The following is a 25,801-nucleotide window of genomic DNA, read 5'->3' on the forward strand; positions in this document are numbered from 1 at the left end:
ATGAGCCCTCCCACCTTCCGCCCGATGCCCTTTGGGGTGACCCGCGCTGTGCTGCGCGACGGCCCCACCGGCACGCACTACCTGCGCGCCGATCAGGAACTGCTGCCCTACCCCGAACGCCTGACAGATCGCCTGCGCCATTGGGCCGAAACCGCACCCGACCGCACCTGGATGGCGCGCCGCCAGCCCACCGTGGATGCCGATGGCAAACCCGCACTGGGCGAATGGCGCCACATCAGCTACGCCGAAGCGTGGGCCACCGCGCGCCGCATTGCCCAGGGCCTGATCAACCGCGGCCTCGACACCGAGCGCCCGGTGGCCATCCTGTCGGAAAACAGCCTGGAGCATGCGCTGCTGGCCCTGGGTTGTATGGTCGCGGGCGTGCCTTACGTGCCCATCTCGCCCGCCTACTCGCTCATCAGCACCGACTACGACAAGCTCAAGCACGCGGTGCGCATCACCACGCCGGGCATGCTGTTTGCCAGCGATGCGGCGCGCTACGGCAAGGCCCTGCGTGCCGTGGCCGGTGAAGGCGTGGAAATCGTGTTGGCCGACGGCAAGCTGGACGGACTGGACAGCACCCGTTTCGCCGACTTGGCCGCCACTCCCGAAACGCCCGCCGTGGACGCGGCCATGGCCGCCACCGGGCCAGACACCATCGTCAAGTTCCTGTTCACCAGTGGCTCCACCAAGCTGCCCAAGGCCGTCATCAACACCCAACGCATGTGGTGCGCCAACCAGCAGCAGATGGTGCAGTCCATGCCTGTGCTGGCGGAGCAACCCCTGGTGCTGGTGGACTGGCTGCCCTGGAATCACACCTTCGGGGGCAACCACAACTTCGGCATGGTAATCTTCCATGGTGGCACGCTCTATATCGACGACGGCAAACCCACGCCCGCGCTGATACACGAAACCCTGCGCAACCTGCGCGAGATCGCGCCCACCGTGTACTTCAACGTGCCCACGGGCTTCGAGGCCATTGCCAACGCCATGAAGACCGACGACCTGTTGCGCAAGACCCTGCTGTCGCGCGTGAAGATGTTCTTTTACGCCGGCGCCGCGCTGGCCCAGCCTGTGTGGGACAGCCTGTACGAGAGCGAGGAGCGCGAGATCGGCCAGCGCATCGTCATGGGCACCGGCCTGGGCATGACCGAATCGGGCCCCTTCGCCATTTTCGTGACCAACCCCTATGTGAAAGCGGGCGACCTGGGCCTGCCCACCCCGGGCCTGGAACTCAAGCTGGTGGACATCGATGGCAAGACCGAGGTGCGCTACAAAGGCCCCAACATCACCCCGGGGTACTGGCGCATGCCCCAGGAAACGGCCGAGGCTTTCGACGAGGAAGGCTTCTTCAAAACGGGCGACGCGGTCAAGTGGATCGACGAGACCGACATCCACCTGGGTCTGAAGTTCGACGGTCGCATCGCCGAGGACTTCAAGCTCGCCACCGGCACCTTTGTGAGCGTGGGGCCGCTGCGTGCCAAGATCATCGCTGCAGGCGCCCCCTACATCCAGGACGTGGTACTGACCGGTCTGAACCAGAAGGAAGTGGGCGCCATGGTGTTCCCCACACCCAAGGTGCGCGAACTGGCCAACCTGCCTGCTGACGCATCGATGCACGAGGTGCTGGAAAGCGCCCCGGTGCTGGCCTATTTCCAGAACGTGGTGAACGAACTGGCCAAGACCGCCACTGGCAGCGCCAACCGCATCGCACGCCTGTGCCTGCTGGCCGACCCGCCCACCATTGACCGAGGCGAGGTCACCGACAAAGGCTCCATCAACCAGCGCGCCGTGCTCACGCACCGCGCCGATACCGTGACCGCTCTGCACGAGGACCGGCTGCACCACATCCTCAAGCCCCAAACGCACTGAAAGAGACACACAACCATGGCCCACAAGGGATTCTTCAACGCCTTCAACGACGTGTGGATGCTGGACGGCGTGCGCACGCCGATGGTGGACTACTGCGGCGCGCTCGGCCACATTTCGCCCACCGACCTGGGCATCAAAGCCGCCCGTGAAGCGCTGGCCCGCAACGGCGTCAACCCGGCCGACATCGGTTCCGTCATCACCGGCAACATGGCACCCGGCGACTTCGACCAGTTCTTCCTGCCGCGCCACATCGGCCTGTACGCTGGGGGGCCGCAAGAAGTGCCGGCCATCATGGCGCAACGCATCTGCGGCACCGGCTTCGAGCTGTTCCGCCAAGCCGGCGAGCAGATCGAAGCCGGTGTGTGCGACGCCGCGCTGGTGGTCGGCACCGAGAGCATGACGCGCAACCCCATCGCCGCCTTCGACCACCGCACCGGCTTCAAGCTGGGTGCGCCGGTGGGTTTCAAGGACTACATGTGGGAGGCNTGGGGTGCCGCAAGAAGTGCCGGCCATCATGGCGCAACGCATCTGCGGCACCGGCTTCGAGCTGTTCCGCCAAGCCGGCGAGCAGATCGAAGCCGGTGTGTGCGACGCCGCGCTGGTGGTCGGCACCGAGAGCATGACGCGCAACCCCATCGCGGCCTTCGACCGCCGCACCGGCTTCGAGCTGTCCCGCCAAGCCGGCGAGCAGATCGCAGCCGGTGTGTGCGACGCCGCGCGGGTGGTCGGCACCGAGAGCCTGACGCGCAACCCCATCGCGGCCTTCGACCGCCGCACCGGCTTCGAGCTGTCCCGCCAAGCCGGCGAGCAGATCGCAGCCGGTGTGTGCGACGCCGCGCGGGTGGTCGGCACCGAGAGCCTGACGCGCAACCCCATCGCCGCCTTCGACCACCGCACCGGCTTCAAGCTGGGTGCGCCGGTGGGTTTCAAGGACTACATGTGGGAGGCGTTGAAAGACCCGGCCGCTGGCATCAACATGATTCAGACCGCCGAGAACCTGGCCAAGAAGTACGGCATCAGCCGCGAGGACGTGGACCGCTTCGCCAGCGACTCCTTCGCCAAGGCCGTGGCCGCTCAGGAAGCCGGTTTCTTCGACGGCGAAATCGTGCCGGTGGTGACCGAGAAGTTCGAACTGGAAGGCTACAAGACCCGGGGCATCAAGCTGCAAGGCAAGGTCACCAGCGTGGACCGCGACACCCACCCGCGCCCCTCACCCGTGGAAGTGCTCGCCAAGCTCAAGCCGGTGTACGAAGGCGGCGTGCAGACCGGCGGCAACAGCTCCGCGCTGGTCGACGCGGCAGCGGCGTGCATCGTCACCTCGGGGGCTTACGCGAAAGCACAAGGCAAGAAGCCCGCCGCCCGTGTGGTGGCCGCCGCCGCCGTGGGCGTGCCGCCCGAGATCATGGGCATCGGCCCGGCCCCGGCCATCCGCCTGCTGCTGGAGCGCACTGGCCTGCAACTGTCCGACATCGGCCGCTTCGAGATCAACGAAGCCCAGGGTGCCCAGACCCTGGCCGTGGGCCGCGAGTTGGACCTGGACCTCACCAGGCTCAACGTCAACGGCGGTGCCATCGCGCTGGGCCACCCACTGGCCGCCACCGGCGTGCGTCTGACCATCACCCTGGCCCGCGAGCTGCGCCGCAGCGGCCACCGCTGGGGCATCTGCAGCGCCTGCGTGGGTGGTGGCCAGGGCATAGCGCTGCTGATCGAAAACCCGGACGCGGCTTGAACCTCACACCCAACCAAGGAAGCATCATGGACATTCAAGGCAAAGCAGCCCTCGTCACCGGCGGCGGTTCCGGCTTGGGCGCAGCCACCGCCCGCGAACTCGCCCGCCTGGGCGCCCAAGTGGCCGTGCTCGACATCCATCAGGCCAACGCCGAGCGCGTGGCCCATGACATCAACACCGCATGCGGCGCGGGCACGGCTCTGGCGCTTGCTTGCGACGTCACCAGCCCCGAGAGTGTGCAAGCCGCCATCGACACAGCCGCCGCGGCCCACGGACCGGCGCGCATCCTCATGCAGATCGCCGGCATTGGAACCGCCAAGCGGGTCATCGGCAAGGACGGCAGCCCCGCTGCGCTGGAAGACTTCGCCAAGGTCGTCAACGTCAACCTGGTGGGCACCTACAACGTGGCCCGGCTGTTCGCCGCTGCCTGTGCCAGACTGGATCCGATGGAAGACGACGAGCGCGGAGTCATGGTGTTCACCGCCTCGGTCGCCGCCTATGACGGCCAGGTGGGCCAGCAGGCCTACAGCGCCTCCAAAGCTGGCGTGGTGGGCATGACCCTGCCCATGGCGCGCGACCTGTCGCAGCACGGCATCCGCGTCTGCACCATTGCCCCCGGCCTGTTCGCCACGCCCCTCATGAAGCAGTTGCCCGAGCCGGTGCAGGCATCGCTGGCGGCCAGCATCCCGTTTCCCCGGCGCCTGGGCAAACCCGAGGAATTCGCCGAGCTGGCATGTCACATCGTCCGCAACGGCCACCTCAACGGTGAAACCATCCGCCTGGACGGTGCCTTGCGCATGGCCCCGCGCTGAAAAGGATTGAACATGAGCAAAACCGTCGTGTACGAAGTGGAAGTGATGTTCGGCGACTGCGACCCCGCCGGCATCGTCTTCTTCCCCAATTTCTCCAAATGGATGGACGCTTCGTCACTGAACTTCTTCGTGAAGTGCGGCGTCCCGCCCTGGCGCGAGCTGGTCAAGACGCGCGGCATCGTTGGCACCCCGCTGCTCGAAATCCACACCAAGTTCATGCGCCCGGCCACCTACGGTGAGCGGCTGCAGGTGCACACCAGCGTCATCGAATGGCGCGACAAGGTGTTCATCCACAAGCACGTGGTCAAACGGGGCGACGAGGTGCTGTGCGAAGGCACGGAAACCCGCGCCTTCGTCATCAAACACCCCGACGACCCAGACCGCATCAAGGCCATCTCGGTGCCCGGGGACATCAAGGCCCTGTGCAGCTAACGCCATCTCGTTTTAAGCCGGCCACCCAAGAAGCCGGCCTTTCCTCACCTCTGTACCACCCTTGTCCTTTTAGGAGACTGACCCATGAAGTTCACAAAAGCCCTGCTTTCAGCCACCATCCTGGCCACTGCCACCGCGGCCATGGCCGACGTGAAGATCGGCGTGATCTTGCCGCTTACCGGCCCTGCGTCCGGGTTGGGCATTCCGGCCAAGAACCAGATCGCGCTGTGGCCCACCACCATCGCCGGGGAAAAGCTGCAGGTCACCATTCTCGACGATGCAACCGATCCCACCAACGGTGTCAAGAACGCCCGCCGCTTCACCACCGAAGACAAGGTCGACCTGATCGTCGGCTCCGTGGCAACCCCGGTGGGCGTGGCCATTGCCGATGTCGCACTGGACACCAAAACACCCCAGCTGGCGCTCACACCCATTGGCCTACCCCCAGGCAAAGATGCCTGGAGCTTCCGCATGCCCCAATCAAACGGCGTAATGGCCACGGCCATCGTGTCGCACATGCAGAAGCTGGGCATCAAGTCGGTCGGCTACCTCGGCTACACCGACGCCTACGGTGAGCAGTGGCTGCAAGCGTTCACTCCGTTGGCCGAAAAGGCTGGCATCCAGATCGTGGGCGTGGAGCGTTTCGCCCGCAACGACACCAGCGTGACTGCCCAAGCCCTGAAGCTGGTCGCCGCCAACCCAGACGCGATGCTGATCGTCGCTTCCGGCAGCGGGGCCGCGATGCCGCACAAGAGCATCGTCGAACGCGGGTTCAAAGGCAAGATTTACCAGACCCACGGTGCGGCCACCAAAGACCTGATGCGCGTGGGTGGCAAGGACGTAGAAGGCGCCTTCGTTGTCGCCGGCCCGGTGATCGCCCCCTCGCAGTTGCCCGACAGCAACCCATCCAAAAAGATTGCCATGGACTTTGCTCAGCAATACGACAAGGCCTACGGCGCCGGAACTGCGAACCAGTTCGCCGGTCATGCCCACGACGTGGTGTTGGTGCTCGAGAAGGCGTTGCCCATCGCGCTCAAAAAGGCCAAGCCCGGCACGCCGGAGTTCCGTACGGCTTTGCGCGACGCGTTTGAAACCATGGGACCCACCGTGGTTGCCCACGGCACGCTGAACTGGACGAAGGACGACCACTGGGGTTACACGCCCGACACCGGCGTGATCTACAAAGTCGTCAACGGCGACTGGAAGTTCGAGAAGTAATTGACCAAAGGGAGCCACGGGCGCACCGATGCCCGTGGCATTACTCGATTGAGGTCGACCCTTCCATGCCGGCCTCTCCCGGCCCGATTTGCCCCATCAGCCTAATGAGCCCCGTTGATTCGGGGTCGCCCTATGGACTCAACGATCGTCAGCATCTTGCTGGTTGACGGACTCACCAACGGTGCCATTTATGCCCTTCTGGGCTTGGCCACCGTGCTGGTATTTGCCGTCACCCGCGTGATATTCATTCCCCAGGGGGAGTTTGTGGCTTACGGCGCCCTGACCCTTGCCCTGTTTCAAACCGGCCAGGTGCCCGGCACGGTCTGGCTGCTGTTGCTGCTCGCCGTGGTCGCCGCCCTGATGGAGGGTTACACCACCTGGCGCCACCGACACAGCGCAGTTGCAGGCTTACAGGCCGGAGTCAAACTGTTGGCGATTCCCGCGGTGGTGGCGGCTCTGGGCTGGTGGGCGGCACCGCAGCAGTTTCCGCTGGCGGTCCAGGCACTGCTGAGCGTCGCCATCGTCACGGCGTTCGGCCCGCTGGTCTATCGCGTGGCCTACCAGTCGCTCGAAGACGCCACGCCTCTGGTGTTGCTGATCGTGTCGGTCGGCGTGCACTTCGCCATGGTTGGCCTGGGACTGCTATTTTTCGGTGCCGAAGGCTTCCGCAATCCGGCCTTCTGGGACGAGCGTTTCGCCCTAGGCGCTGTGATGCTGTCTGGGCAAGCCATCATCATCGGCCTCGCGGCCATTTCGCTGATCGTCTTGCTGTGGCTGTTTTTCGAGCGCACTCTGTACGGCAAGGCGCTACGCGCCACGGCAGTGAACCGGCTCGGCGCGCGGCTCATGGGCATTTCGTCCCACGCCAGCGGTCAGCTTACCTTCACCATGGCGGCCTTGATCGGGGCCCTGTCGGGGCTGCTCATTGGCCCTACCACCACGGTGTTCTACGATTCCGGTTTCCTCATTGGCCTCAAAGGTTTCGTGGCGGCGGTGATCGCTGGACTGTCCAGCTACCCGGTGGCGCTGGTCGGTGCCCTTTTCGTGGGCGTGGTGGAAGCCTTCAGCTCATTCTGGGCAAGCGCCTTCAAGGAGGTGATCGTTTTTACTCTGATTCTGCCCATCCTGCTATGGCGCTCACTGGCCAGTGGCCATTCTGAGGAGGAGCATTGATATGCCTATCCGTCGCATGGGCTGGATCGGCTTGATCGTGGTGCTGGCTGCGATCGCGCTGCTGCCACTTCCCGATTTCTGGATTCTTCAACTGAACTACATCGGGCTCTACAGCTTGGTCTGCCTGGGGCTGGTGTTGCTGACGGGCGTCGCCGGGCTCACTTCGTTCGGCCAAGCAGCATTCGTGGGCATTGCTGCCTACACCAGCGCCTGGCTCACGTTGAATCTGGGGTGGTCACCCTGGGTCACGCTGTTCGCGGGCCTGCTGCTCACGGGCATTTCGGCCTTTATCGTCGGCTGCATCACGCTTCGCATGTCGGGACACTATCTGCCGTTGGCCACTATTGCGTGGGGGTTGTCGCTGTACTACCTGATGGGCAATCTCGACGCCCTGGGCAAGTACGACGGCTTGCTGGGCATCACCGGTATCAGCGTGTTCGGTCATGACCTAGGCCAGGGGCGCGGCATTTACGTGCTGATCTGGTTATGCGTGCTGGCAGCGGTGTGGGCCATTCAGCACTTGCTCGACTCCAGGCCCGGACGCGCCATCCGTGCTCTCAAAGGTGCCACGCAGATGGCCGAAGCCATGGGAGTAAACACCCTGCGGTACAAGATCATCATTTTCGTGCTAGCGGCTTTGCTGGCGGCCATCTCAGGCTGGCTGTTCGCCCACTTCCAGCGCTCGATCAACCCATCGCCCTTTGGCCTGAAAATGGGCATTGAATACCTGTTCATGGCCGTCATCGGTGGCGTAGGCCAGGTCTGGGGGGCGCTTACCGGCGCCTTCCTCACCAAGGTTCTGGAAGATCAATTGCAGGTGCTGCTGCCCAAGCTGCTGGGGACGAGTGGCAGCTTTGAAGTCATCGTGTTTGGCATCCTGCTGGTACTGATGCTGAAATTCCTGCCCCAAGGCCTATGGTCGCTGGTGGAGCAGCGTCTTCCGCTCCCCCCGCGTCAGATGGACTGGGCCGATGCCCCGGATCTGCCTGCCCGCGCCCAACCCGGCCACGGCGAGTTGGTCCTCGACGTGCGCAGCATCCGCAAGCAGTTCGGCGGGCTCACGGCCGTTAACGATATCAGCTTCCAGATCCACGCCGGCGAAATCGTCGGTCTCATCGGGCCGAATGGCGCCGGCAAGTCCACCACCTTCAACCTCGTCACCGGGGTGCTCGCCAAGACCTCTGGCGAGGTGCATTTCCGAGGCAAAGACATCACCCGCCTGCGCTCGCGCGACATCTTGCGCGAAGGCATGGCCCGCACCTTCCAGCACGTCAAGATGATTCCCGACATGACCGTGCTGGAAAACGTGGCCCTGGGCGCCTACACGCGCGGCCAGGCCGGCGTGGTGCGGTCGATGCTGCACCTCAACCAGGCCGAAGAGCGCCAGTTGTTCAAGCAGGCTCAGCGCCAGCTGGAACGTATCGGCATGGGACAGTACCTTCACGAGCAGGCCGGCAACCTCGCCATGGGGCCGCAGCGCCTGATGGAAATTGCACGCGCCCTGTGCTGTGACCCGGCGTTGCTGCTGCTCGATGAACCGGCGGCCGGGTTGCGCCACAAGGAAAAGGTGGCACTAACCAATGTGCTGCGCCAGCTGCGCAGCGAGGGCATGAGCATTTTGCTGGTGGAACACGACATGGATCTGGTCATGGACGTCTGCGACCAGTTGGTGGTGATGGAATTCGGCACTCTGTTGACCTGCGGCACCCCTGCCGAGGTACAAGCCAACCCGGCGGTTCGTGCGGCCTACCTAGGAACGGAACATTGATATGCCCACACCCTTCTTGAAAGTCAGTGAGCTGCGCGCCGGTTACGGCAGGGCTGAAGTCCTCCACGGCCTCAGCCTGGAAGCTGGCAAAGGCAGCGTCATCACCGTGATCGGACCCAACGGCGCCGGCAAGTCCACCCTGCTCAACACCCTGATGGGCATCCTGCCCGGCAAAGGCCAGATCGAGCTCGGTGGCACGGCCCTCCATGAACTGACGCTGGAAGAACGGGTGATGGCCGGTATTGCGCTGGTGCCCGAAAAGCGTGAACTGTTCGGCTCCATGTCGGTGGAAGACAATCTGGTCCTGGGCGGCTTTCGCCAGATGCGTCTGGGCCAGCGCGACTGGCGCGACCGGCTCGATGAGGTCTTCACCACCTTCCCCCGACTGAAGGAGCGCCGAACCCAACAAGCGGGCACGCTATCGGGCGGTGAACGGCAGATGCTGGCCGTGGGTCGCGCGCTCATGTCAGGGCCGTCGCTGCTGATGCTCGATGAGCCAAGCTTAGGTCTTGCGCCGCTGATCGTTCGCGAAATCTTCACCATCATCGAAAGCCTTCGCAAGACCGGCGTGACCATCGTGCTGGTAGAGCAAAACGCTCGGGCTGCCCTGCAAGTAGCCGACTATGGCTATGTATTGGAAATGGGTGAACTCAGCACTCAAGGCCCTGCCACGCAACTGTTAGACGACCCCCGCGTGATCGAGACCTATCTGGGCGCTGCCCGCAAACACCACTGACCCCACCATGAACGCCTATCGTCCCATCGCCTCCGACATTGGTTTCATCCTGCTCGACGTCTTGCGAGCCCAGGACACCTTGGCACCACTGCCAGCCCTGGCCGACAACGCCGACCCCGATCTGATGCGCCAGGTGCTGGAAGAGGCAGGCAAGTTCGTGGGCGAGGTGGTGGCACCGCTCAACCGCGACGGTGACGAGATCGGTGCCCGGTGGCAGGACGGCCGTGTCACCATGCCCCCGGGGTTCCGCGACGCCTACCAGGCCTTCTGGCAGGCAGGCTGGCCTGCCCTCTCGGCCGCACCCGAAGACGGCGGCCAGGGCCTGCCCACCGTGCTGGAAATGGTCCTGTACGAATGGCTCAGCGCCGCCAACCACGGCTGGACCATGGCGCCGGGCCTGCTGCATGGCGCCTACGACTGCATCAAGCACCACGCCAGCCCCGAACTCAAGGCCCGCTACCTGGAGAAAGTGGCCACCGGCGAGTGGCTCGCCACCATGTGCCTGACCGAACCCCACGCCGGCAGCGACCTCGGCCTGGCCCGCACCAAGGCCGTGCCACAAGCCGACGGCAGCTACCGCATCAGCGGCACCAAGATCTTCATCAGCGGTGGCGAGCACGACCTCACCGACAACATCGTCCACCTGGTGCTGGCCCGCCTGCCCGACAGCCCGCCCGGCCCCAAGGGCCTCTCGCTGTTCCTCGTGCCCAAGTTCTACGAAAACGGCAGCCGCAGCCCCGTGGTGTGCGAGCGCATCGAAGAAAAAATGGGCCTGCACGGCAGCCCCACCTGCGTCATGCGCTTCGACGAAGCCACCGGCTGGTTGGTGGGCGAACACGGCAAAGGCCTCAACGCCATGTTCCTGATGATGAACGCTGCCCGCCTGCACGTGGCCTTGCAAGGCGTGGGCCTGCTCGACGCCGCCTGGCAAAAAGCCGACGCTTACGCCCGCGACCGCCGCCAGATGCGCGCTCCGGTGCGGCGCGACCCGTCACAACCGGCCGACCCCATCATCGAACACCCGGCGGTGCAGCGCCTGCTCGACACCCAGCGCGCCTGGGTGGATACCGGCCGCGTCATCGCCTACCAGACGGCGATCGAGCTCGACGTGGCCAAACATCACCCCGACGCTGCCCGCCGCCAGCAGGCGCAGCAGTGGTGCGCCCTGGCCACCCCCGTGCTCAAGGCCGCCTGGACGGACCAGGCCTTCCACGGCGCCAGCGACTGCCTGCAGGTCTTCGGCGGCCACGGCTACGTGCGCGAATGGGGCATCGAGCAGGTGGTGCGCGATGCGCGCGTGACCATGATCTACGAAGGCACCAACGAAATCCAGGCACAAGACCTGCTGTTCCGCAAAGTGCTCGCCGACGGGGGACGCAGCTTCAGCACCTGGCTCGACCGGCTGGATGGCGACCTCACCCACACGCACTCCCCCAGCGCCCCACGCGCCCGCCGCGACGTCGATGCCCTGCGCGACCTGGCCGCCGCCCTGCCGGCCGCCCAGCCCACCGCGCTCTACCCCGTAGCGGGCGATTTTCTGCGCGCCGTCGCCCTGACGCTGATGGGCTGGGCCGTCTGCCGCCTGGAAGCCGGCGCGAACGGCACATCGCCCGTACCGGAGGCCTTTGGCCGCTCGGTGTGGCCCGAATGTGCCATGCGCCGCGAGATGGTCCGCGCGGCCCTAAACTGAAACCTTCGGTGAGGGGGTGAGGCCATACGACAACACGGTAACATTTCGGGCTATGCCGCCTTTCACGCCCACTCAACGCCCGCCTTCCGCCGCAGTGCCACCCACCGAAACCGCCCCCGCCGTGGATGCCACCTTTCTCGAAGGGCTGATCGGCTACAACGCCCGCCGCGCGGCGCTGGCGGTGATCTCGGTGTTTCTGGAGCGCATGGCCCCTTACGGCCTGCGGGTCGTCGACTTTTCCGTGCTCACCCTGATCGCCCACAATCCCGGTGTGACCTCACGGCAACTGAGCAGCGCACTGGCCATCTTGCCCCCCAATCTGGTGGGGTTGGTGCGTCAACTCGAAGAGCGCGGGCTGATCGAGAAACGCCCTCACCCCCACGACCGGCGGGCTCAAGGGCTGTACCTGACCGCCGCAGGCGAACGCCTGCAAGGCGAAGCCCAGTCTGTGGTCGCATCCCTCGAAACGGAAGCCATCACCCACCTCACGGAAGAGGAACGCCGCACCCTCATCGGCCTGCTGCGCAAAGTCTATCAACCCGCCGGCTGAGCACCGCCCTTGCGCATCGCCCCCCTCAAACGGCCCGGCGCATCACCGTCTGCCGTTGCGTACCCAGCACCGGACTGCCCAGGGTGATCACGTCGCCCTCGCGCAGAAACACCGGAGGCTTTTGTCCCATACCCACACCGGGGGGTGTACCGGTCGGGATCAGATCACCAGGCTCCAGCCGCATGAACTGACTCAGGTAACTCACGAGGGTGGCCACATCGAAGATCATGGTGCGCGTGTTGCCAGTCTGGCGGCGCACCCCGTTCACATCCAGCCACAGGTCGATGTTTTGCGGATCGGCCACTTCATCGGCGGTGACCAGCCAAGGACCCATGGGACAGTGGCTGGGATAGCTCTTGCCCTTGACCCACTGGCCTTCGCGCTCCATCTGGTAGGCCCGCTCCGACACGTCGTTGACCAAACAGTAACCGGCCACACAAGCCAGCGCTTCCGCGCGCGACACGTGCCAGGCGGGCCGGCCGATCACCACCCCCAACTCCACCTCCCAATCCAGCTTCTGCGAATCCGGGGGCAGCCATACCGGGTCGTTGGGCCCGCTGATACTGCCGCTGTGCTTGTTGAACACGATGGGCTGACTCGGGGGCTGCAGACCGGCTTCGGCGGCATGGTCGGCATAATTGAGCCCGATGGCCACGACGTTGCGCACCTGGCCTACGCACGGGCCCAGTCGGGCCTGCGGTGATACCACCGGCAGCGTAGCCAGGTCCAGCGTGGCCAGTCGGGCCAGGGAGGCCGGCGTCAGCACGGCCGGCGTGAGGTCGTCGAGCACTTGCGAAAGGTCTCGCCGCACACCCTGGGCATCCAGCACACCCGGGCGTTCCTGACCAGACTCCCCATAACGAAACAATTTCATCGATCATCTCCTTCGACAGCGCCAGATTCTGGCATGTCGGGCCTTGAAACCCATCGATGCGGCCTCAGCTGAGGCATTTTGAAGTACACACAACCCTGACGCCCCACCATGCAACACGAGCAAGATCCCACCTACACCAAGCCCGATCCGAACGCCCCTGTCAGCCCCGAGCAAACCGAAACAGGCGCCTCGGCCCAGGCCGCCGAGCAGGCCAACAGCCCCGCTGACGAACTGGCCACCCTCAAGGCCCAAAACGCCGAACTCGTCGAGCAGTACCTGCGTGCCAAGGCCGAAGTGGAAAACATGCGGCGCCGTACCGAAGAAGAAGTGGCCAAAGTGCGTAAATTCGCCGTGGAAGGTTTTGCTGAAAGCCTGCTGCCGGTGCTCGACAGCCTGGAAGCCGGCCTGGCCGTCCAGGAAGCCACGCTGGAGCAGATCCGTGAAGGCGCCGAAGCCACCCTCAAGCAGCTTCAGTCTGCACTGAGCCGCCACAAGGTACTCCCCATCGACCCTGCCCCTGGCGACAAGTTCGACCCCCATTACCACCAAGCGATCAGCATGGTGCCTGCAGACCAGGAACCCAATACCGTGGTGACGGTGCTCCAGAAGGGCTACCTGATCAGCGAACGGGTACTGCGACCGGCCCTGGTCACCGTGGCTGGGGCCAAGTAAGGCTCGCGGGCTTGAAAAGCCGTCTGGCAGCCACACATTCACATCAGTTCAATTTTTCCAAATTCCCAAGCATACTCAGGAGTAACACATGGGCAAGATCATCGGCATCGACCTGGGCACCACCAACTCGTGTGTCGCCGTCATGGAAGGCAACACCGCGCGCGTGATTGAGAACAGCGAAGGCGCACGCACCACGCCGTCCATCGTCGCTTATCAGGAAGATGGCGAAATCCTCGTCGGTGCCAGCGCCAAGCGCCAGGCCGTCACCAACCCCAAGAACACGCTGTTCGCCGTCAAGCGCTTGATCGGCCGCAAGTTCACGGAAAAAGAAGTGCAAAAGGACATCGACCTGATGCCCTACTCCATCGTGGCCGCCGACAACGGCGATGCCTGGGTGGAAGTGCGTGGCCAGAAACTGGCCCCGCCGCAAGTCAGCGCCGAAGTGCTGCGCAAGATGAAGAAGACCGCCGAGGACTACCTGGGTGAGCCGGTCACCGAGGCCGTGATCACCGTGCCGGCCTACTTCAACGACGCCCAGCGCCAAGCCACCAAGGACGCAGGCCGCATCGCCGGCCTGGAGGTCAAGCGCATCATCAATGAACCCACCGCAGCCGCCCTGGCCTTCGGCCTGGACAAAGCCGGCAAGGGCGACCGCAAGATCGCGGTCTATGACCTGGGCGGCGGCACCTTCGACATCTCGATCATCGAGATTGCCGACGTCGATGGCGAGAAGCAGTTCGAGGTGCTGTCCACCAACGGCGACACCTTCCTGGGCGGCGAGGACTTCGACCAGCGCATCATCGACTACATCATCGCCGAGTTCAAGAAAGAGCAAGGCGTGGACCTCACGAAAGACGTGCTGGCCTTGCAGCGCCTGAAAGAGGCCGCCGAGAAGGCCAAGATCGAGCTGTCCAACAGCTCGCAGACCGACATCAACCTGCCCTACATCACGGCCGATGCCACGGGGCCGAAGCACCTGAACATCAAGCTCACGCGCGCCAAGCTGGAAAGCCTGGTCGAGGAGCTGATCGAGCGCACCATCGAGCCCTGCCGCATCGCGATCAAAGACGCCGGCATCAAAGTCAGCGACATCGATGACGTGATCCTGGTCGGTGGCATGACCCGCATGCCCAAGGTGCAGGAAAAGGTCCGGGAGTTCTTCGGCAAAGAGCCGCGCAAAGACGTCAACCCCGACGAGGCCGTGGCCGTGGGCGCGGCCATCCAGGGCGCGGTGCTCGCTGGCGACCGCAAGGACGTGCTGCTGCTCGACGTCACCCCGCTGTCTCTGGGCATCGAGACCCTGGGCGGCGTGATGACCAAGATGATCAGCAAGAACACCACCATCCCGACCAAGTTCTCGCAAGTCTTCTCCACGGCCGATGACAACCAGCCGGCCGTGACGATCAAGGTCTACCAGGGCGAACGCGAGATGGCCGCCGGCAACAAGTTGCTGGGCGAGTTCAACCTCGAAGGCATTCCGCCGGCCCCGCGCGGTGTGCCTCAGATCGAAGTGACCTTCGACATCGACGCCAACGGCATCCTGCACGTCAGCGCCAAGGACAAAGGCACCGGCAAGGAGAACAAGATCACCATCAAGGCCAACTCGGGTCTGACCGAGGAGGAAATCCAGAAGATGGTGAAGGACGCCGAGCTCAATGCCGCCGAGGACAAGAAGAAGGTCGAACTGGTGCAGGCCCGTAACCAGGCCGATGCGCTGGTCAGCTCGGTCCGCAAGAGCCTCAACGAGTACGGCGACAAGCTCGACGCCGGTGAAAAAGACAAGATCGAGGCCGCCATCAAGGCCGTCGAAGAGGCCACCAAGGGCGACGACAAGGCCGAGATCGAAGCGAAGACCAACGAGTTGATGAGCGCGAGCCAGAAACTCGGTGAGAAAATGTACGCCGACATGCAGGCCGGCCAAGCCGCTGCCGGGGCGGCTGGTGCCGAGCAGGCCCAGTCTGCCAGCGGCGGCCGCGCGGCCGACGACGACGTGGTGGATGCCGAAGTCAAGGAAGTCAAGCGCGACTGAAGCCTCACCGCGTGCGTCGGCGCGGCTCGACGCACGCCCTATTCGCCGCCGCGTCAGGGCACCCCGGTGACCTGGCGCGGCGTTTGCACTCGAAACGAGCACTGGTACCGACATGGCCAAACGAGACTTTTACGAGATCCTGGGCGTCGCCAAAAACGCCAGCGACGACGAGATCAAAAAAGCCTATCGCAAGCTCGCGATGAAGTATCACCCTGACCGTAATCAGGGGGACAAGGCCAAGGAAGCCGAAGAAAAATTCAAGGAAGCCAAGGAAGCTTACGAAATGTTGAGCGACCCGCAGAAACGGGCTGCTTACGATCAGTATGGCCATGCTGGCGTGGATCCCAATATGCGGGGTGCTCCAGGCGGGCCGGAAGGCTTTGGTGGCTTTGCCGACGCCTTCGGCGACATCTTCGGCGACATCTTTGGCGGCCACCGTGGCGCAGGCCGGGGCCGGCAGGTCTATCGTGGCAGCGATTTGTCTTATGCCATGGAGATCACGCTGGAAGAAGCCGCCCACGGCAAGGACGCACAGATCCGCATTCCCAGCTGGGAAGATTGCGACACCTGCCACGGCAGCGGTGCCAAACCCGGCACCAGCGTCAAGACCTGCCCCACCTGCAACGGTGCCGGCGTGGTGCAGATGCGCCAGGGTTTCTTCAGCGTGCAGCAGACCTGCCCGCACTGTCACGGCAGTGGCAAGGTCATTCCCGAACCCTGCCCCGCCTGCAACGGTCAGGGCAAGCTCAAGAAGCACAAGACGCTGGAAATCAAGATCCCGGCCGGCATCGACGACGGCATGCGCATCCGCTCCGCCGGCAATGGCGAGCCCGGTCGCAACGGCGGGCCACCCGGCGATCTGTTCATCGAAATCCGCATCCGCAAGCACGACATCTTCGAGCGCGACGGCGACGACCTGCACTGCCAGGTACCGGTGAGCATCACCACCGCCGCCCTGGGTGGCGAGATCGCCGTGCCCACACTCCAGGGCAAGGCCACCATCGAGATCCCGGAAGGGACCCAGCATGGCAAAACCTTCCGGCTCCGCGGGCGCGGCATCAAGGGTCTGCGCTCCAGCTACCCGGGCGACCTGTACTGCCACATCGTGGTCGAGACGCCCGTCAAGCTCACCGAGCACCAGCGCAAGTTGCTGCGCGAGCTCGATGAGTCGTTCCAGCGCGGCGGCCACCGCCACAGCCCCAACGACAAGGGCTGGTTTGAGAAAGCCAAGGCATTTTTCTCGTAAGAAACTGTGGTGAAATGAACGCATGAGCGTTCGGATCACCTTTCTGGGCGGAGCCGGTACCGTCACCGGCTCCAAGTTTCTCGTGCAGCACGACGACCAGCGCCTGTTGGTCGATTGCGGTCTGTTTCAGGGCTACAAGCAGCTGCGGCTGCGCAACCGCACACCGCTGCCGTTCGAGCCCAACCATCTGCAGGCCGTCATCCTCACCCACGCCCACCTGGACCACAGCGGCTACTTCCCACTGCTGGTCAAGGAAGGCTTCAAGGGCAAGGCGTGGTGCACTCCCGGCACACGCGACCTGTGCCAGATCCTGCTGCCCGACAGCGGCCACCTCCAGGAAGAAGACGCCGCCTTTGCCAACCGGCACGGTTTCTCCAAACATTCTCCTGCGCTCCCGCTCTACACCGAAGACGATGCTGTGCGCAGCCTCAAGCTGCTCAAAACCGTGCCGCCGCTGCGCGAGTTCGAACCCATCCAGGGCTGGAAGGCCCGCTTTTACGGCGCTGGGCACATCCTGGGAGCGTCCAGCGTGTCACTCGAAGTCGGCGGCAAGCGGCTGCTGTTCTCGGGCGATCTGGGCCGACCGGACGACCTCATCATGCTCCCGCCCGACCCGCCCCCGGGCGCCGATGCGGTGATCGTCGAATCCACCTATGGGGACCGCGACCACCCCAACGACAACCTGATCGACGAACTCGCACCGCTGCTGGAAAAAGTGGCCGCGCGCGGTGGTACGGCCGTGGTACCGGTATTTGCCGTGGGTCGGGCCCAGGCGCTGCTGCACGCCATCGCCGAACTGAAACGCCAGCATCGCCTGCCCCGATCCCTGCCCGTGTACCTGGACAGCCCCATGGCCATCCACAGCACCGAGGTTTTCACACAGCACCTGGGCGAGCACCGGCTCAACGCCGCCGAGTGCAACGCCATGGCCAAGGTGGCCAAAATGGTTCGCACGCCCGATGAATCCAAGGCCATTGCCACCCACCACGGCCCCAAGGTCATCCTGGCCGCCAGTGGCATGGCCACCGGTGGGCGGGTACTGCACCATCTGGTGCAGTACCTCGGCGATCACCGCCACATGGTCGTCCTCACCGGCTACCAGGCACCAGGCACGCGTGGCGCCACCCTGGTCAAAGGGGGCACGAGCTTGCGCATCCACGGGCAGGACGTGCCGGTACGCGCCGAAGTGGCCCAGCTGTGCTCCTCCTCCGCCCATGCCGACGCCGGCCAGCTCATGCAATGGTTGCGCGCCATCCCCGGCCAGCCACATCGGGCCTTCGTGGTCCACGGCGACCAGGAAGCCGCCGACTGCCTGCGCCGCCGCATCGAAAATGAACTCCGTTGGCACGCCATGGTGCCGGAGCATGGGTCCACCTGGGCGGTATGAGCATGGCCGCCCTCGCAGGTGCAACCATATTGCAGCTTTCGCAACGCACGCTGGGCACGGGCGGCATCCAGCGTCGAAACCGTTCGATGCCAGCCCCGTGATGGCCAGCCAATCAACTGCGCGCCAAATCGAACAAGTCAGCGCTCAGGCCTGGCGCCTGCTTTACACGTACAACCCCACAAAGACAGGTATCATCCCCAATAACCGCACCCCAAAGGGGGGAATTGATTTCGTGTGGCAACCGAGGCGATTGGAACATGACTGAAAAAAACAAAACCATTCTCGGTGCAACAGTCCTGATCGCCGTGATCATGGCCGTGGCAGCGTATCTATGGCATCAAACCTATAAAGACGGTGCGCTGGAGCACATCGCCAGTGGCAACGGTCGCATCGAGGCGGTGGAGATCGATATTGCGCCACGTCAGCCGGGCCGGGTCGCGGCCATCGAAGTGGCTGAAGGTGACTTGGTGCACACCGGGCAAATACTGGTCCACATGGACACCGAGTCGCTGCAAGCGCAACTGCGGCAGGCCGAAGCCCGTGCCCGGCAGGCAGAGGACGGGGTGAGTACGGCGCGCAGCCAACTGGCCCAGCGCGAGAGCGAGAAGGCCGCCATGCAGGCCGTGGTGGTGCAGCGCCAGACCGAATGGGCTGCCGCAAAGCGGCGCGCCCAGCGCTTCGCCGAGCTGCACCAGCAAGCCTTCATCTCGCAGCAACAACTGGATGACCAGGCCGAAGTCGTGGATCGTGCCGCCGCCGCGCTGGCCGCCGCGCGGGCTCAGGTGGCAGCCAGTGATGCGGCGATCGCCGCGGCGCGCAACCAGGTCCGGGCCAGCGAATCGGCGGTGGAGGCCGCCCATGCGGAAGTGGCGCGCATCCGTACCGACATCGACGACAGCGTGCTCAAGGCCCCGCGCGACGGCCGCGTGCAGATCATCGTGGCCCGTCCTGGCGAGGTGGTCGGCGGCGGCGGACGGGTGCTGAACCTGGTGGACCTCAAGGACGTCTACATGACCTTCTTCCTGCCCACCCGCGCGGTCGGGCGGGTGGCCGTGGGCAGCGAGGCGCGGCTGGTGCTGGATGCGTTTCCCCAGCACGTGATCCCGGCCCGTATTTCCTTTGTGGCGGACGTGGCGCAGTTCACGCCGAAGACCGTCGAAACCGAGGTCGAGCGCGAGAAGCTGATGTTCCGGGTGCGGGCGCAGATCCCGCCGGACCTGCTGGAGAGACACCTGGCCCAGGTCAAGACCGGGCTGCCCGGTGTGGCCCATGTCAAACTCGATGCCGACGCGCCCTGGCCGCCGCAGTTGCAGGTGAGGCTGCCGGAGTGAACTCCGTGGCCGGCTCTGCGCCCGCGCCGGTGGTGCGTTTGCACGAGGTGGGCTTGCACTATGGGAAGGTGCAGGCGTTACGGGGCATCGATCTGGATGTCCCGGCCGGGGTGATGGCCGGCCTGATCGGCCCGGACGGAGTGGGCAAGTCCAGCCTGCTGGCCCTCGTTGCCGGCGCGCGCGCCTTGCAGCGCGGGCGCATCGAGGTGCTGGGGGGCGACATGGCCAGCGCGCGTTTTCGCGCCGAGGTGTGCCCGCGCATCGCCTACATGCCGCAGGGCCTGGGCAAGAACCTCTACCCGACCCTGTCGGTGTTCGAGAACGTGGATTTCTTCGGCCGGCTGTTCGGCCATGATCGGGCTGAGCGCGAGCGGCGCATCGCCGCACTGCTGGCCGCCACCGGGCTCGCCCCCTTCGCCGGCCGGCCGGCCGGCAAGCTCTCGGGCGGCATGAAGCAGAAACTCGGGCTGTGCTGCGCGCTGATCCACGACCCCGATCTGTTGATCCTCGATGAACCCACCACCGGGGTCGATCCGCTGTCGCGGCGCCAGTTCTGGGCCTTGATCGACGACATCCGCGCCGAGCGCCCCGGCATGAGCGTGCTGGTGGCCACCGCCTATATGGAGGAGGCCGCGCGCTTCGACTGGCTGGCCGCGATGGACGCAGGGCGCGTGCTCGCCACCGGCAGCCCGGCGGCATTGCTCGAGCGCACCGGCTGCCAGACGCTCGAACAGGCCTTCATCGCCTTGCTGCCGGAAGCCAAACGCGCCGGCTACCGGCCGGTGGACATCGTGCCGCACGAAACCAGCGCCGAGGCGGAGGTGGCCATCGAGGCGCGCAACCTCACCATGCGCTTTGGCGATTTCACGGCGGTGGACCGGGTGAATTTCCGCATCCGGCGTGGCGAGATCTTCGGCTTCCTCGGCTCCAACGGCTGCGGCAAGACCACCACCATGAAGATGCTCACCGGGCTGCTGCCCGCCAGTGAAGGCGAGGCGCTGCTGTTTGGCAAGCCGCTCGACCCCCACGACCTGGCCACCCGCCGCCGCGTCGGCTTCATGACCCAGAGCTTTTCGCTCTATGGCGAATTGACGGTGCGGCAAAACCTGGTGCTGCACGCGCGCCTGTACGGCCTGCCGGAAGCCGACGTCGCGCCCCGGGTGCAGGCCATGGCCGAACGCTTCGATTTGCTGGACATCCTGGATGCCTTGCCCGACGCCCTGCCGCTGGGCGATCGGCAACGCCTGTCGCTGGCGGTGGCGATGATCCATGGCCCGGAGATGTTGATCCTCGACGAGCCCACTTCGGGCGTGGACCCGGTGGCGCGCGACGCCTTCTGGCAGACGCTGATCGAACTGTCGCGCAAGGATGGCGTGACCATCTTCATTTCCACCCACTTCATGAACGAGGCCGAGCGCTGCGACCGCATCTCGCTGATGCACGCCGGGCGCGTGCTGGTGAGCGACACGCCGCAGGCCATCGTGGCCTCGCGCGCGGCAAAGACGCTGGACGACGCCTTCGTCGCCTACCTGCAGGAGGCGGCCGGCGAGGCGCCGCAGGCGCGCGAGCGCAAAGCCCGCCCGGTGGACTCGGCGCCCGCCCAAGCGACGCCGACGCCTGATGTCCGCAGCGCCTTCAGCCTGCGTCGCCTGTTGAGTTTCACCCGGCGCGAATCACTGGAACTGCGCCGCGATCCAATCCGGCTAAGCCTGGCCGCTCTGGGCAGCATCGTGCTGATGCTGGTGCTGGGCTACGGCATCACCCTGGATGTGGAAGACCTGACCTTTGCCGTGCTCGATCATGACCAGACCAGCATCAGCCGCGATTACAGCCTGAGCCTGTCGGGCTCGCGCTATTTCGAAGAGCGCGCGCCGCTTGCCGACTACGCCGAGTTGGACCGCCGCATGCGCGCCGGCGAGATCAGCCTGGCCATCGAGATTCCGCCTGGATTCGGACGCGATCTGTTGCGCGGCCGGCCGGTGCAGGTCGGCGCGTGGATCGACGGTGCCATGCCGCAGCGTGCCGAGACCGTACGCGGCTATGTCCAGGGCATCCACCAGCACTGGTTGAGCCAGCGAATGCGCGAGGCGATGGGCGACACGGCAATGACCCCGCTGGCGACCGTGGAGACGCGTTTCCGCTACAACCCCGATGTGCGCAGCCTGCCGGCCATGGTGCCGGCGGTGATCCCGCTGCTGCTGATGCTGATTCCGGCCATCCTCGCCGCCCTGTCGGTGGTGCGCGAGAAGGAACTGGGCTCGATCATCAACTTCTACGTCACCCCGGCCACCCGGCTCGAATTCCTGCTCGGCAAGCAGATTCCCTACATCGTGCTGGCAATGGCGAGTTTCCTGCTGCTGGTGGTGTTGGCGGTGGTGCTGTTTCGCGTACCGGTCACCGGCAGCTTCGCGGCACTGGCGCTGGGCGCCTTCCTGTATGTCATCAGCGCCACCGCCTTTGGCCTGCTGATCTCCTCCTTCGTGCGCAGCCAAGTCGCCGCCCTGTTCGGCACGGCCTTGCTGACCATCCTGCCGGCGGTCCAGTTCTCCGGACTGATCGATCCGGTGAGTTCGCTCGAAGGTGCCGGACGCCTGATCGGCGAGATCTTTCCGACCACGCACTTCGTCATCATTTCCCGCGGCACCTTCTCCAAGGCGCTGGAATTCGGTGATCTCTGGGCCTCGTTCGTTCCGCTGCTGATCAGTGCCCCGGTGCTGGTCGGCTTGACCGCCCTGCTGCTGAGGAAGCAGGAAAAATGATCCGCCAGCGCCTGCGCAACATCACCCAACTGGCACTCAAGGAGCTGCACAGCCTGCTGCGCGACCCGATCATGCTGGTGCTGATCGTCTACGCCTTCAGTGCCTCGATCTACACCGCCGCCACCGCGATGCCCGAGACGCTCAACAAGGCCCCCATCGCGGTGATCGACGAGGATCGCTCGCCCTTGTCCCGGCACATCATCGACGCCCTGTATCCACCGTACTTCATGCCACCGGTGCTGATCACATCAGCCGAGCTGGACGCGCGCATGGACGCGGGCCTCGACACCTTCGCCCTGTACATCCCGGCCGGCTTCCAGCGCGACGTGCTGGCCGGTCGCGCCCCGGCCATCCAGTTGAGCGTGGACGCCACCCGCATGAGCCAGGCCTTCACCGGCAGCGGCCATATCCAGGTGATCGTCCAGGAACAGGTCAACGAATTCGTGCGCCGCCACCGTGCGGTGGAAAGCCCCCCCGTGGACCTGGCCCTGCGCGCCCGCTTCAACCCGCAGCTGAACAAGGCCTGGTTCGGCGGCGTGATGCAGATCATCAACAACATCACCATGCTGTCCATCGTGCTCACCGGTGCGGCGCTGATCCGCGAGCGCGAACACGGCACCCTGGAACATCTGCTGGTGATGCCGGTCACCCCGTTCGAGATCATGACCGCCAAGGTGCTGGCGATGGCCGCCGTGGTCCTGGTCGCCTCGGCGTTTGCGCTCAACGTCGTCGTGCGGGGCTTGATGGGGGTGCCCATCGAAGGCTCGCTGCTGCTGTTCTTCAGCGGCGCGGCCCTGCACCTGTTCGCCACCACGTCGCTGGGTATTTTCCTGGCAACCCTGGCGCGTTCGATGCCGCAGTTCGGCATGCTGCTGCTGATGGTGCTGCTGCCGCTACAGATGCTCTCCGGCGGCAGTACGCCGCGCGAGAGCATGCCCGAGCTGGTCCAGCTCGTGATGCTGGCCGCACCCAATACCCACTTCGTGATGCTGTCGCAAAGTATCCTTTACCGCGGCGCCGGCCTGGATGTGGTCTGGCCCCAGTTGATCAGCCTGGCCGTGATCGGGTCGGCCTTGTTCATCTTCTCGCTGGCGCGTTTCCGCAAGACCCTGGCGGCCATGGGTTGAGTGCGATCACAGCAGGCCCATGCGCGCCAGGATCTTCACGCCTGTCAATGGAGAAACCGAGTGAAACTTGTCGTCAAACACATGTCCCCGCGCGTGGTCCTACTGGCATTCATCATGGCACCTCTGGCCGCTCAGGCCGACGGCGATGCGCCGGTGGACCCGCGCTCCGAGTCTCCCCCGCCTTCCCTCGTGGAGGTACTGGCGGATCGCCAAGAACCGGCCCTGACGGTCAATGAGCCCATGTACTTCGTCGTGGGCAAAGACGGTGGCGACACCAAGGCCCGCTTCCAACTCAGCCTCAAGTACCGGATCCTGGACGAAAACTCGGGAGTCGTACAGAAACTACCGTGGCTGGAAAACCTACATTTCGCCTACACCCAGACCTCGCTTTGGAACCTCAGCAAGGACAGCGCGCCTTTCGAAGACACCAGCTATCGACCCTCGCTGTTCTGGGAGTTTGGACGTATGCGTGGCCCTGACCGCACCCATTTCCTCAGGGTGGGCTACGAGCATGAATCCAACGGCCAAGCCGGTGAAAAATCGCGTTCCATCGACACCCTGTTCTTTATGCCTGGCCTGGCTACCCGAGCCTTCGGCCGCGATCTGGTGTTCACGCCGAAACTTTATACCTACCTGGAGCGCAGCGACAACCCGGACATCGCCGACTATCGCGGCCACGGCGACTTCATCGTGCGTTACGGCAACGACGACAGCACCGTGATTCAGCTCATGTACCGGCATGGAAAAAGCGGGCGCCACACCACCCAGCTCGATCTCAGCATCCCCATCCGGGAACGGATTTTTGCCCGCACCGGCGCCTTTTTCTACGTCCAGGCATTCGACGGGTACGGTGAAACCCTCCGGAATTACAACCAACGTACCTCGTGGAATGTTCGGGTAGGGCTGGCCATCGTACGATGATGGTGTGATGCGCAGCCTCAATCGCTTGTCGGTGACGCAGGCTCACGGCGGCGGAACATGCCGTAGCCTTCCATGTGCAGGACCTTCTGCTCGTCCTGGTTGAACATTTCCCACACCGTGCGTACCAAACCGACGTCGGGCCGCTTGTTCATGGGGCGCTTCTCCACGATGCGGTGTTGCAGGCGCAAGGTGTCGCCCGGAAACACGGGCCGCAGCCATTTCAAGCTGTCCAGGCCGGGAGAACCCAGACTGGACGTTTGGTGCAGAAAGTTCGTGACCATCAACCGCATGGCCAGGGCGCAGGTGTGCCAGCCGCTGGCGCAGAGTCCCCCGAAAACCGAATGCCGGGCCGCCTCCGGGTCCAGGTGAAAGGGCTGGGGGTCGAACTGGCGAGCGAAGGCCACGATCTCTTCTGCCGTGGGGGAGATGGTGCCGAGGTCGCGCACCTCACCCACCGACAGGTCTTCCCACCAGATGCTGATGTGCGGACTTTGATCGGGGTTGATTGCGGTCATGCGGGACTCCTCGGTAGCGGTTTCAGGCCATGGAGCGCACCTTACACCAGACCACCCTGACGCGCATACAGGGAGTTGTCACACAACGGACTGGAGGGGCCAGCGACCGTCACATCCGTTACAGGCCAGAGGAACGGTCGCCGCCAGAATGCCTCCAACCCCCAGGAGCCGGCCCATGCAGCAACAGGAGACAGCACCCCCTTCGATCCGCAGCCAGGTGAGCGACGCAGAATGGCAAATCCGCGTCGATCTGGCCGCAGCCTACCGCTTGGTGGCCCTGTTTGGCTGGGACGACCTGATCTTCACCCACATTTCCGCCCGGGTGCCCGGCGAAGCGGAGCATTTCCTCATCAACCCCTATGGGCAGTTGTTCGACGAGATCACCGCCTCCAGCCTGGTGAAAGTGGACGCCCGCGGCGAGCCGGTGCTGGAGACGCGGTTTCCGGTCAACCCGGCAGGCTTCACCATTCACAGCGCCATCCACGACGCCCGACCGGACGTGCAATGCGTGCTGCACACCCACACCCCGAGCGGGGTGGCGGTCTCGGCCCAGCAGGGGGGGCTGCTGCCGCTGTCGCAGCAATCGATTTTTCCGTTGGCCAGCCTGGCCTACCACGACTACGAAGGCGTGGCCCTGCGCGACGACGAAAAGCCACGCCTGGTGCGCGACCTGGGCAACGCCAACCACATGATTTTGCGCAACCACGGTCTGTTGACCTGTGGCCGCAGCGTGGCCGAGGCGTTCCTGGCCATGTACACCCTGGAATCGGCCTGCCGCATCCAGATCCTGGCGCAGTCGGGTGGAGCGGGCCTGATCGAAATCCCACTGTCGGTACGGGCCAATGCCGCCGAACAGGCACGGCAGGTAACCAAGGGGCTGGGTGGCGGGCTGGCCTGGCCCGGGCTGCTGCGGCGGCTGGACCGACTTTCACCCGGCTACGCAGCGTGACACCTGTACTC

At 64.9% G+C, this 25,801-nt stretch carries 21 protein-coding genes and 1 pseudogene; 20 read left to right on the forward strand and 2 right to left on the reverse strand.

What is annotated here, in order from left to right:
• The 11 genes and pseudogenes from HZS63_RS06255 to HZS63_RS06310 all read left to right on the forward strand — a co-directional run bounded on the left by HZS63_RS06255 (window position 1) and on the right by HZS63_RS06310 (window position 11,980).
• Window positions 1-1,872 (forward strand): feruloyl-CoA synthase, encoded by a 1,872-nt coding sequence (locus tag HZS63_RS06255; protein WP_180683202.1) that lies wholly within the window; start codon window positions 1-3, stop codon window positions 1,870-1,872.
• Between the two features lie 15 nt (window positions 1,873-1,887).
• Window positions 1,888-2,355: pseudogene (locus tag HZS63_RS06260) on the forward strand (thiolase family protein); the annotation flags it as partial.
• A gap of 31 nt (window positions 2,356-2,386) precedes the next feature.
• A complete protein-coding gene (locus HZS63_RS06270; RefSeq protein ID WP_246316219.1) occupies window positions 2,387-3,601 on the forward strand; it encodes a thiolase family protein in 1,215 nt (404 codons plus the stop codon).
• A 26-nt stretch (window positions 3,602-3,627) separates the two neighbouring features.
• Complete coding sequence (locus tag HZS63_RS06275) at window positions 3,628-4,413, forward strand: SDR family NAD(P)-dependent oxidoreductase (protein ID WP_180683350.1); 786 nt, start codon at window positions 3,628-3,630, stop codon at window positions 4,411-4,413.
• Between the two features lie 12 nt (window positions 4,414-4,425).
• Window positions 4,426-4,845 carry an acyl-CoA thioesterase gene (locus HZS63_RS06280; RefSeq protein WP_180683203.1) on the forward strand — a complete coding sequence of 140 codons (420 nt, stop codon included), beginning with the start codon at window positions 4,426-4,428 and terminating at the stop codon, window positions 4,843-4,845.
• A gap of 84 nt (window positions 4,846-4,929) precedes the next feature.
• Complete coding sequence (locus HZS63_RS06285) at window positions 4,930-6,063, forward strand: ABC transporter substrate-binding protein (protein WP_180683204.1); 1,134 nt, start codon at window positions 4,930-4,932, stop codon at window positions 6,061-6,063.
• 132 nt (window positions 6,064-6,195) lie between these two features.
• Window positions 6,196-7,236 carry a branched-chain amino acid ABC transporter permease gene (locus tag HZS63_RS06290; RefSeq protein ID WP_180683205.1) on the forward strand — a complete coding sequence of 347 codons (1,041 nt, stop codon included), beginning with the start codon at window positions 6,196-6,198 and terminating at the stop codon, window positions 7,234-7,236.
• Between the two features lies 1 nt (window position 7,237).
• A complete protein-coding gene (locus HZS63_RS06295) occupies window positions 7,238-9,004 on the forward strand; it encodes a branched-chain amino acid ABC transporter ATP-binding protein/permease (RefSeq protein WP_180683206.1) in 1,767 nt (588 codons plus the stop codon).
• A 1-nt stretch (window position 9,005) separates the two neighbouring features.
• Complete coding sequence (locus HZS63_RS06300) at window positions 9,006-9,740, forward strand: ABC transporter ATP-binding protein (protein ID WP_180683207.1); 735 nt, start codon at window positions 9,006-9,008, stop codon at window positions 9,738-9,740.
• Between the two features lie 7 nt (window positions 9,741-9,747).
• Entirely contained in the window at window positions 9,748-11,430 is a 1,683-nt protein-coding gene (locus HZS63_RS06305; protein WP_180683208.1) for an acyl-CoA dehydrogenase family protein, read from the forward strand.
• 121 nt (window positions 11,431-11,551) lie between these two features.
• Complete coding sequence (locus HZS63_RS06310; RefSeq protein WP_343039959.1) at window positions 11,552-11,980, forward strand: MarR family winged helix-turn-helix transcriptional regulator; 429 nt, start codon at window positions 11,552-11,554, stop codon at window positions 11,978-11,980.
• Between the two features lie 25 nt (window positions 11,981-12,005).
• Here HZS63_RS06310 and HZS63_RS06315 read toward each other — a convergent pair whose 3' ends face one another.
• Window positions 12,006-12,854: a fumarylacetoacetate hydrolase family protein gene (locus tag HZS63_RS06315; RefSeq protein ID WP_180683210.1), complete on the reverse strand. Its 849-nt coding sequence runs from the start codon at window positions 12,852-12,854 to the stop codon at window positions 12,006-12,008.
• A 108-nt stretch (window positions 12,855-12,962) separates the two neighbouring features.
• Here HZS63_RS06315 and grpE point away from each other — a divergent pair, with 108 nt between their 5' ends.
• The 8 genes from grpE to HZS63_RS06355 all read left to right on the forward strand — a co-directional run bounded on the left by grpE (window position 12,963) and on the right by HZS63_RS06355 (window position 24,326).
• Window positions 12,963-13,526: a nucleotide exchange factor GrpE gene (grpE, locus tag HZS63_RS06320; RefSeq protein ID WP_180683211.1), complete on the forward strand. Its 564-nt coding sequence runs from the start codon at window positions 12,963-12,965 to the stop codon at window positions 13,524-13,526.
• A gap of 88 nt (window positions 13,527-13,614) precedes the next feature.
• On the forward strand, window positions 13,615-15,555 hold the full coding sequence (gene dnaK, locus HZS63_RS06325; RefSeq protein WP_180683212.1) for a molecular chaperone DnaK: 1,941 nt from the start codon (window positions 13,615-13,617) through the stop codon (window positions 15,553-15,555).
• A gap of 112 nt (window positions 15,556-15,667) precedes the next feature.
• Window positions 15,668-16,801 (forward strand): molecular chaperone DnaJ, encoded by a 1,134-nt coding sequence (gene dnaJ / locus HZS63_RS06330; RefSeq protein WP_180683213.1) that lies wholly within the window; start codon window positions 15,668-15,670, stop codon window positions 16,799-16,801.
• Between the two features lie 22 nt (window positions 16,802-16,823).
• The gene (locus HZS63_RS06335; RefSeq protein ID WP_180683214.1) at window positions 16,824-18,188 is read left to right on the forward strand and encodes an MBL fold metallo-hydrolase; all 1,365 of its coding nucleotides are present in this window, start codon (window positions 16,824-16,826) and stop codon (window positions 18,186-18,188) included.
• Window positions 18,189-18,445: 257 nt separating this feature from the next.
• On the forward strand, window positions 18,446-19,519 hold the full coding sequence (locus HZS63_RS06340; RefSeq protein ID WP_180683215.1) for an HlyD family secretion protein: 1,074 nt from the start codon (window positions 18,446-18,448) through the stop codon (window positions 19,517-19,519).
• A gap of 5 nt (window positions 19,520-19,524) precedes the next feature.
• Complete coding sequence (gene rbbA, locus HZS63_RS06345; RefSeq protein ID WP_343039960.1) at window positions 19,525-22,278, forward strand: ribosome-associated ATPase/putative transporter RbbA; 2,754 nt, start codon at window positions 19,525-19,527, stop codon at window positions 22,276-22,278.
• A complete protein-coding gene (locus HZS63_RS06350; RefSeq protein ID WP_180683217.1) occupies window positions 22,275-23,405 on the forward strand; it encodes an ABC transporter permease in 1,131 nt (376 codons plus the stop codon). Before rbbA ends, HZS63_RS06350 begins: the two co-directional genes overlap by 4 nt.
• 114 nt (window positions 23,406-23,519) lie before the next feature.
• Window positions 23,520-24,326: a phospholipase A gene (locus tag HZS63_RS06355; RefSeq protein ID WP_180683218.1), complete on the forward strand. Its 807-nt coding sequence runs from the start codon at window positions 23,520-23,522 to the stop codon at window positions 24,324-24,326.
• Window positions 24,327-24,343: 17 nt separating this feature from the next.
• Here the strand turns inward: HZS63_RS06355 and HZS63_RS06360 are convergent, their stop codons facing one another.
• The gene (locus tag HZS63_RS06360) at window positions 24,344-24,841 is read right to left on the reverse strand and encodes a MaoC family dehydratase (RefSeq protein WP_180683219.1); all 498 of its coding nucleotides are present in this window, start codon (window positions 24,839-24,841) and stop codon (window positions 24,344-24,346) included.
• A 175-nt stretch (window positions 24,842-25,016) separates the two neighbouring features.
• Here HZS63_RS06360 and HZS63_RS06365 point away from each other — a divergent pair, with 175 nt between their 5' ends.
• Window positions 25,017-25,790, forward strand: a complete 774-nt coding sequence (locus tag HZS63_RS06365) for a class II aldolase/adducin family protein (RefSeq protein WP_180683220.1) — start codon at window positions 25,017-25,019, stop codon at window positions 25,788-25,790.
• The last annotated feature ends 11 nt before the right edge of the window (window positions 25,791-25,801 follow it).

This window comes from Tepidicella baoligensis (genome assembly GCF_013432195.1).
Classification (GTDB): domain Bacteria; phylum Pseudomonadota; class Gammaproteobacteria; order Burkholderiales; family Burkholderiaceae_C; genus Tepidicella; species Tepidicella baoligensis.

Coding starts and splice junctions, on each gene's coding strand:
- HZS63_RS06365 (WP_180683220.1), top strand. CDS start 25,017: ATGCAGCAACAGGAGACAGCACCCCCTTCGATCCGCAGCCAGGTGAGC.
- HZS63_RS06305 (WP_180683208.1), top strand. CDS start 9,748: ATGAACGCCTATCGTCCCATCGCCTCCGACATTGGTTTCATCCTGCTC.
- HZS63_RS06285 (WP_180683204.1), top strand. CDS start 4,930: ATGAAGTTCACAAAAGCCCTGCTTTCAGCCACCATCCTGGCCACTGCC.
- HZS63_RS06275 (WP_180683350.1), top strand. CDS start 3,628: ATGGACATTCAAGGCAAAGCAGCCCTCGTCACCGGCGGCGGTTCCGGC.
- HZS63_RS06270 (WP_246316219.1), top strand. CDS start 2,387: ATGGCGCAACGCATCTGCGGCACCGGCTTCGAGCTGTTCCGCCAAGCC.
- HZS63_RS06290 (WP_180683205.1), top strand. CDS start 6,196: ATGGACTCAACGATCGTCAGCATCTTGCTGGTTGACGGACTCACCAAC.
- dnaK (WP_180683212.1), top strand. CDS start 13,615: ATGGGCAAGATCATCGGCATCGACCTGGGCACCACCAACTCGTGTGTC.
- HZS63_RS06280 (WP_180683203.1), top strand. CDS start 4,426: ATGAGCAAAACCGTCGTGTACGAAGTGGAAGTGATGTTCGGCGACTGC.
- HZS63_RS06335 (WP_180683214.1), top strand. CDS start 16,824: ATGAGCGTTCGGATCACCTTTCTGGGCGGAGCCGGTACCGTCACCGGC.
- HZS63_RS06355 (WP_180683218.1), top strand. CDS start 23,520: ATGGCACCTCTGGCCGCTCAGGCCGACGGCGATGCGCCGGTGGACCCG.
- HZS63_RS06340 (WP_180683215.1), top strand. CDS start 18,446: ATGACTGAAAAAAACAAAACCATTCTCGGTGCAACAGTCCTGATCGCC.
- HZS63_RS06315 (WP_180683210.1), bottom strand. CDS start 12,854: ATGAAATTGTTTCGTTATGGGGAGTCTGGTCAGGAACGCCCGGGTGTG.
- dnaJ (WP_180683213.1), top strand. CDS start 15,668: ATGGCCAAACGAGACTTTTACGAGATCCTGGGCGTCGCCAAAAACGCC.
- HZS63_RS06350 (WP_180683217.1), top strand. CDS start 22,275: ATGATCCGCCAGCGCCTGCGCAACATCACCCAACTGGCACTCAAGGAG.
- HZS63_RS06255 (WP_180683202.1), top strand. CDS start 1: ATGAGCCCTCCCACCTTCCGCCCGATGCCCTTTGGGGTGACCCGCGCT.
- HZS63_RS06295 (WP_180683206.1), top strand. CDS start 7,238: ATGCCTATCCGTCGCATGGGCTGGATCGGCTTGATCGTGGTGCTGGCT.
- HZS63_RS06300 (WP_180683207.1), top strand. CDS start 9,006: ATGCCCACACCCTTCTTGAAAGTCAGTGAGCTGCGCGCCGGTTACGGC.
- HZS63_RS06360 (WP_180683219.1), bottom strand. CDS start 24,841: ATGACCGCAATCAACCCCGATCAAAGTCCGCACATCAGCATCTGGTGG.
- grpE (WP_180683211.1), top strand. CDS start 12,963: ATGCAACACGAGCAAGATCCCACCTACACCAAGCCCGATCCGAACGCC.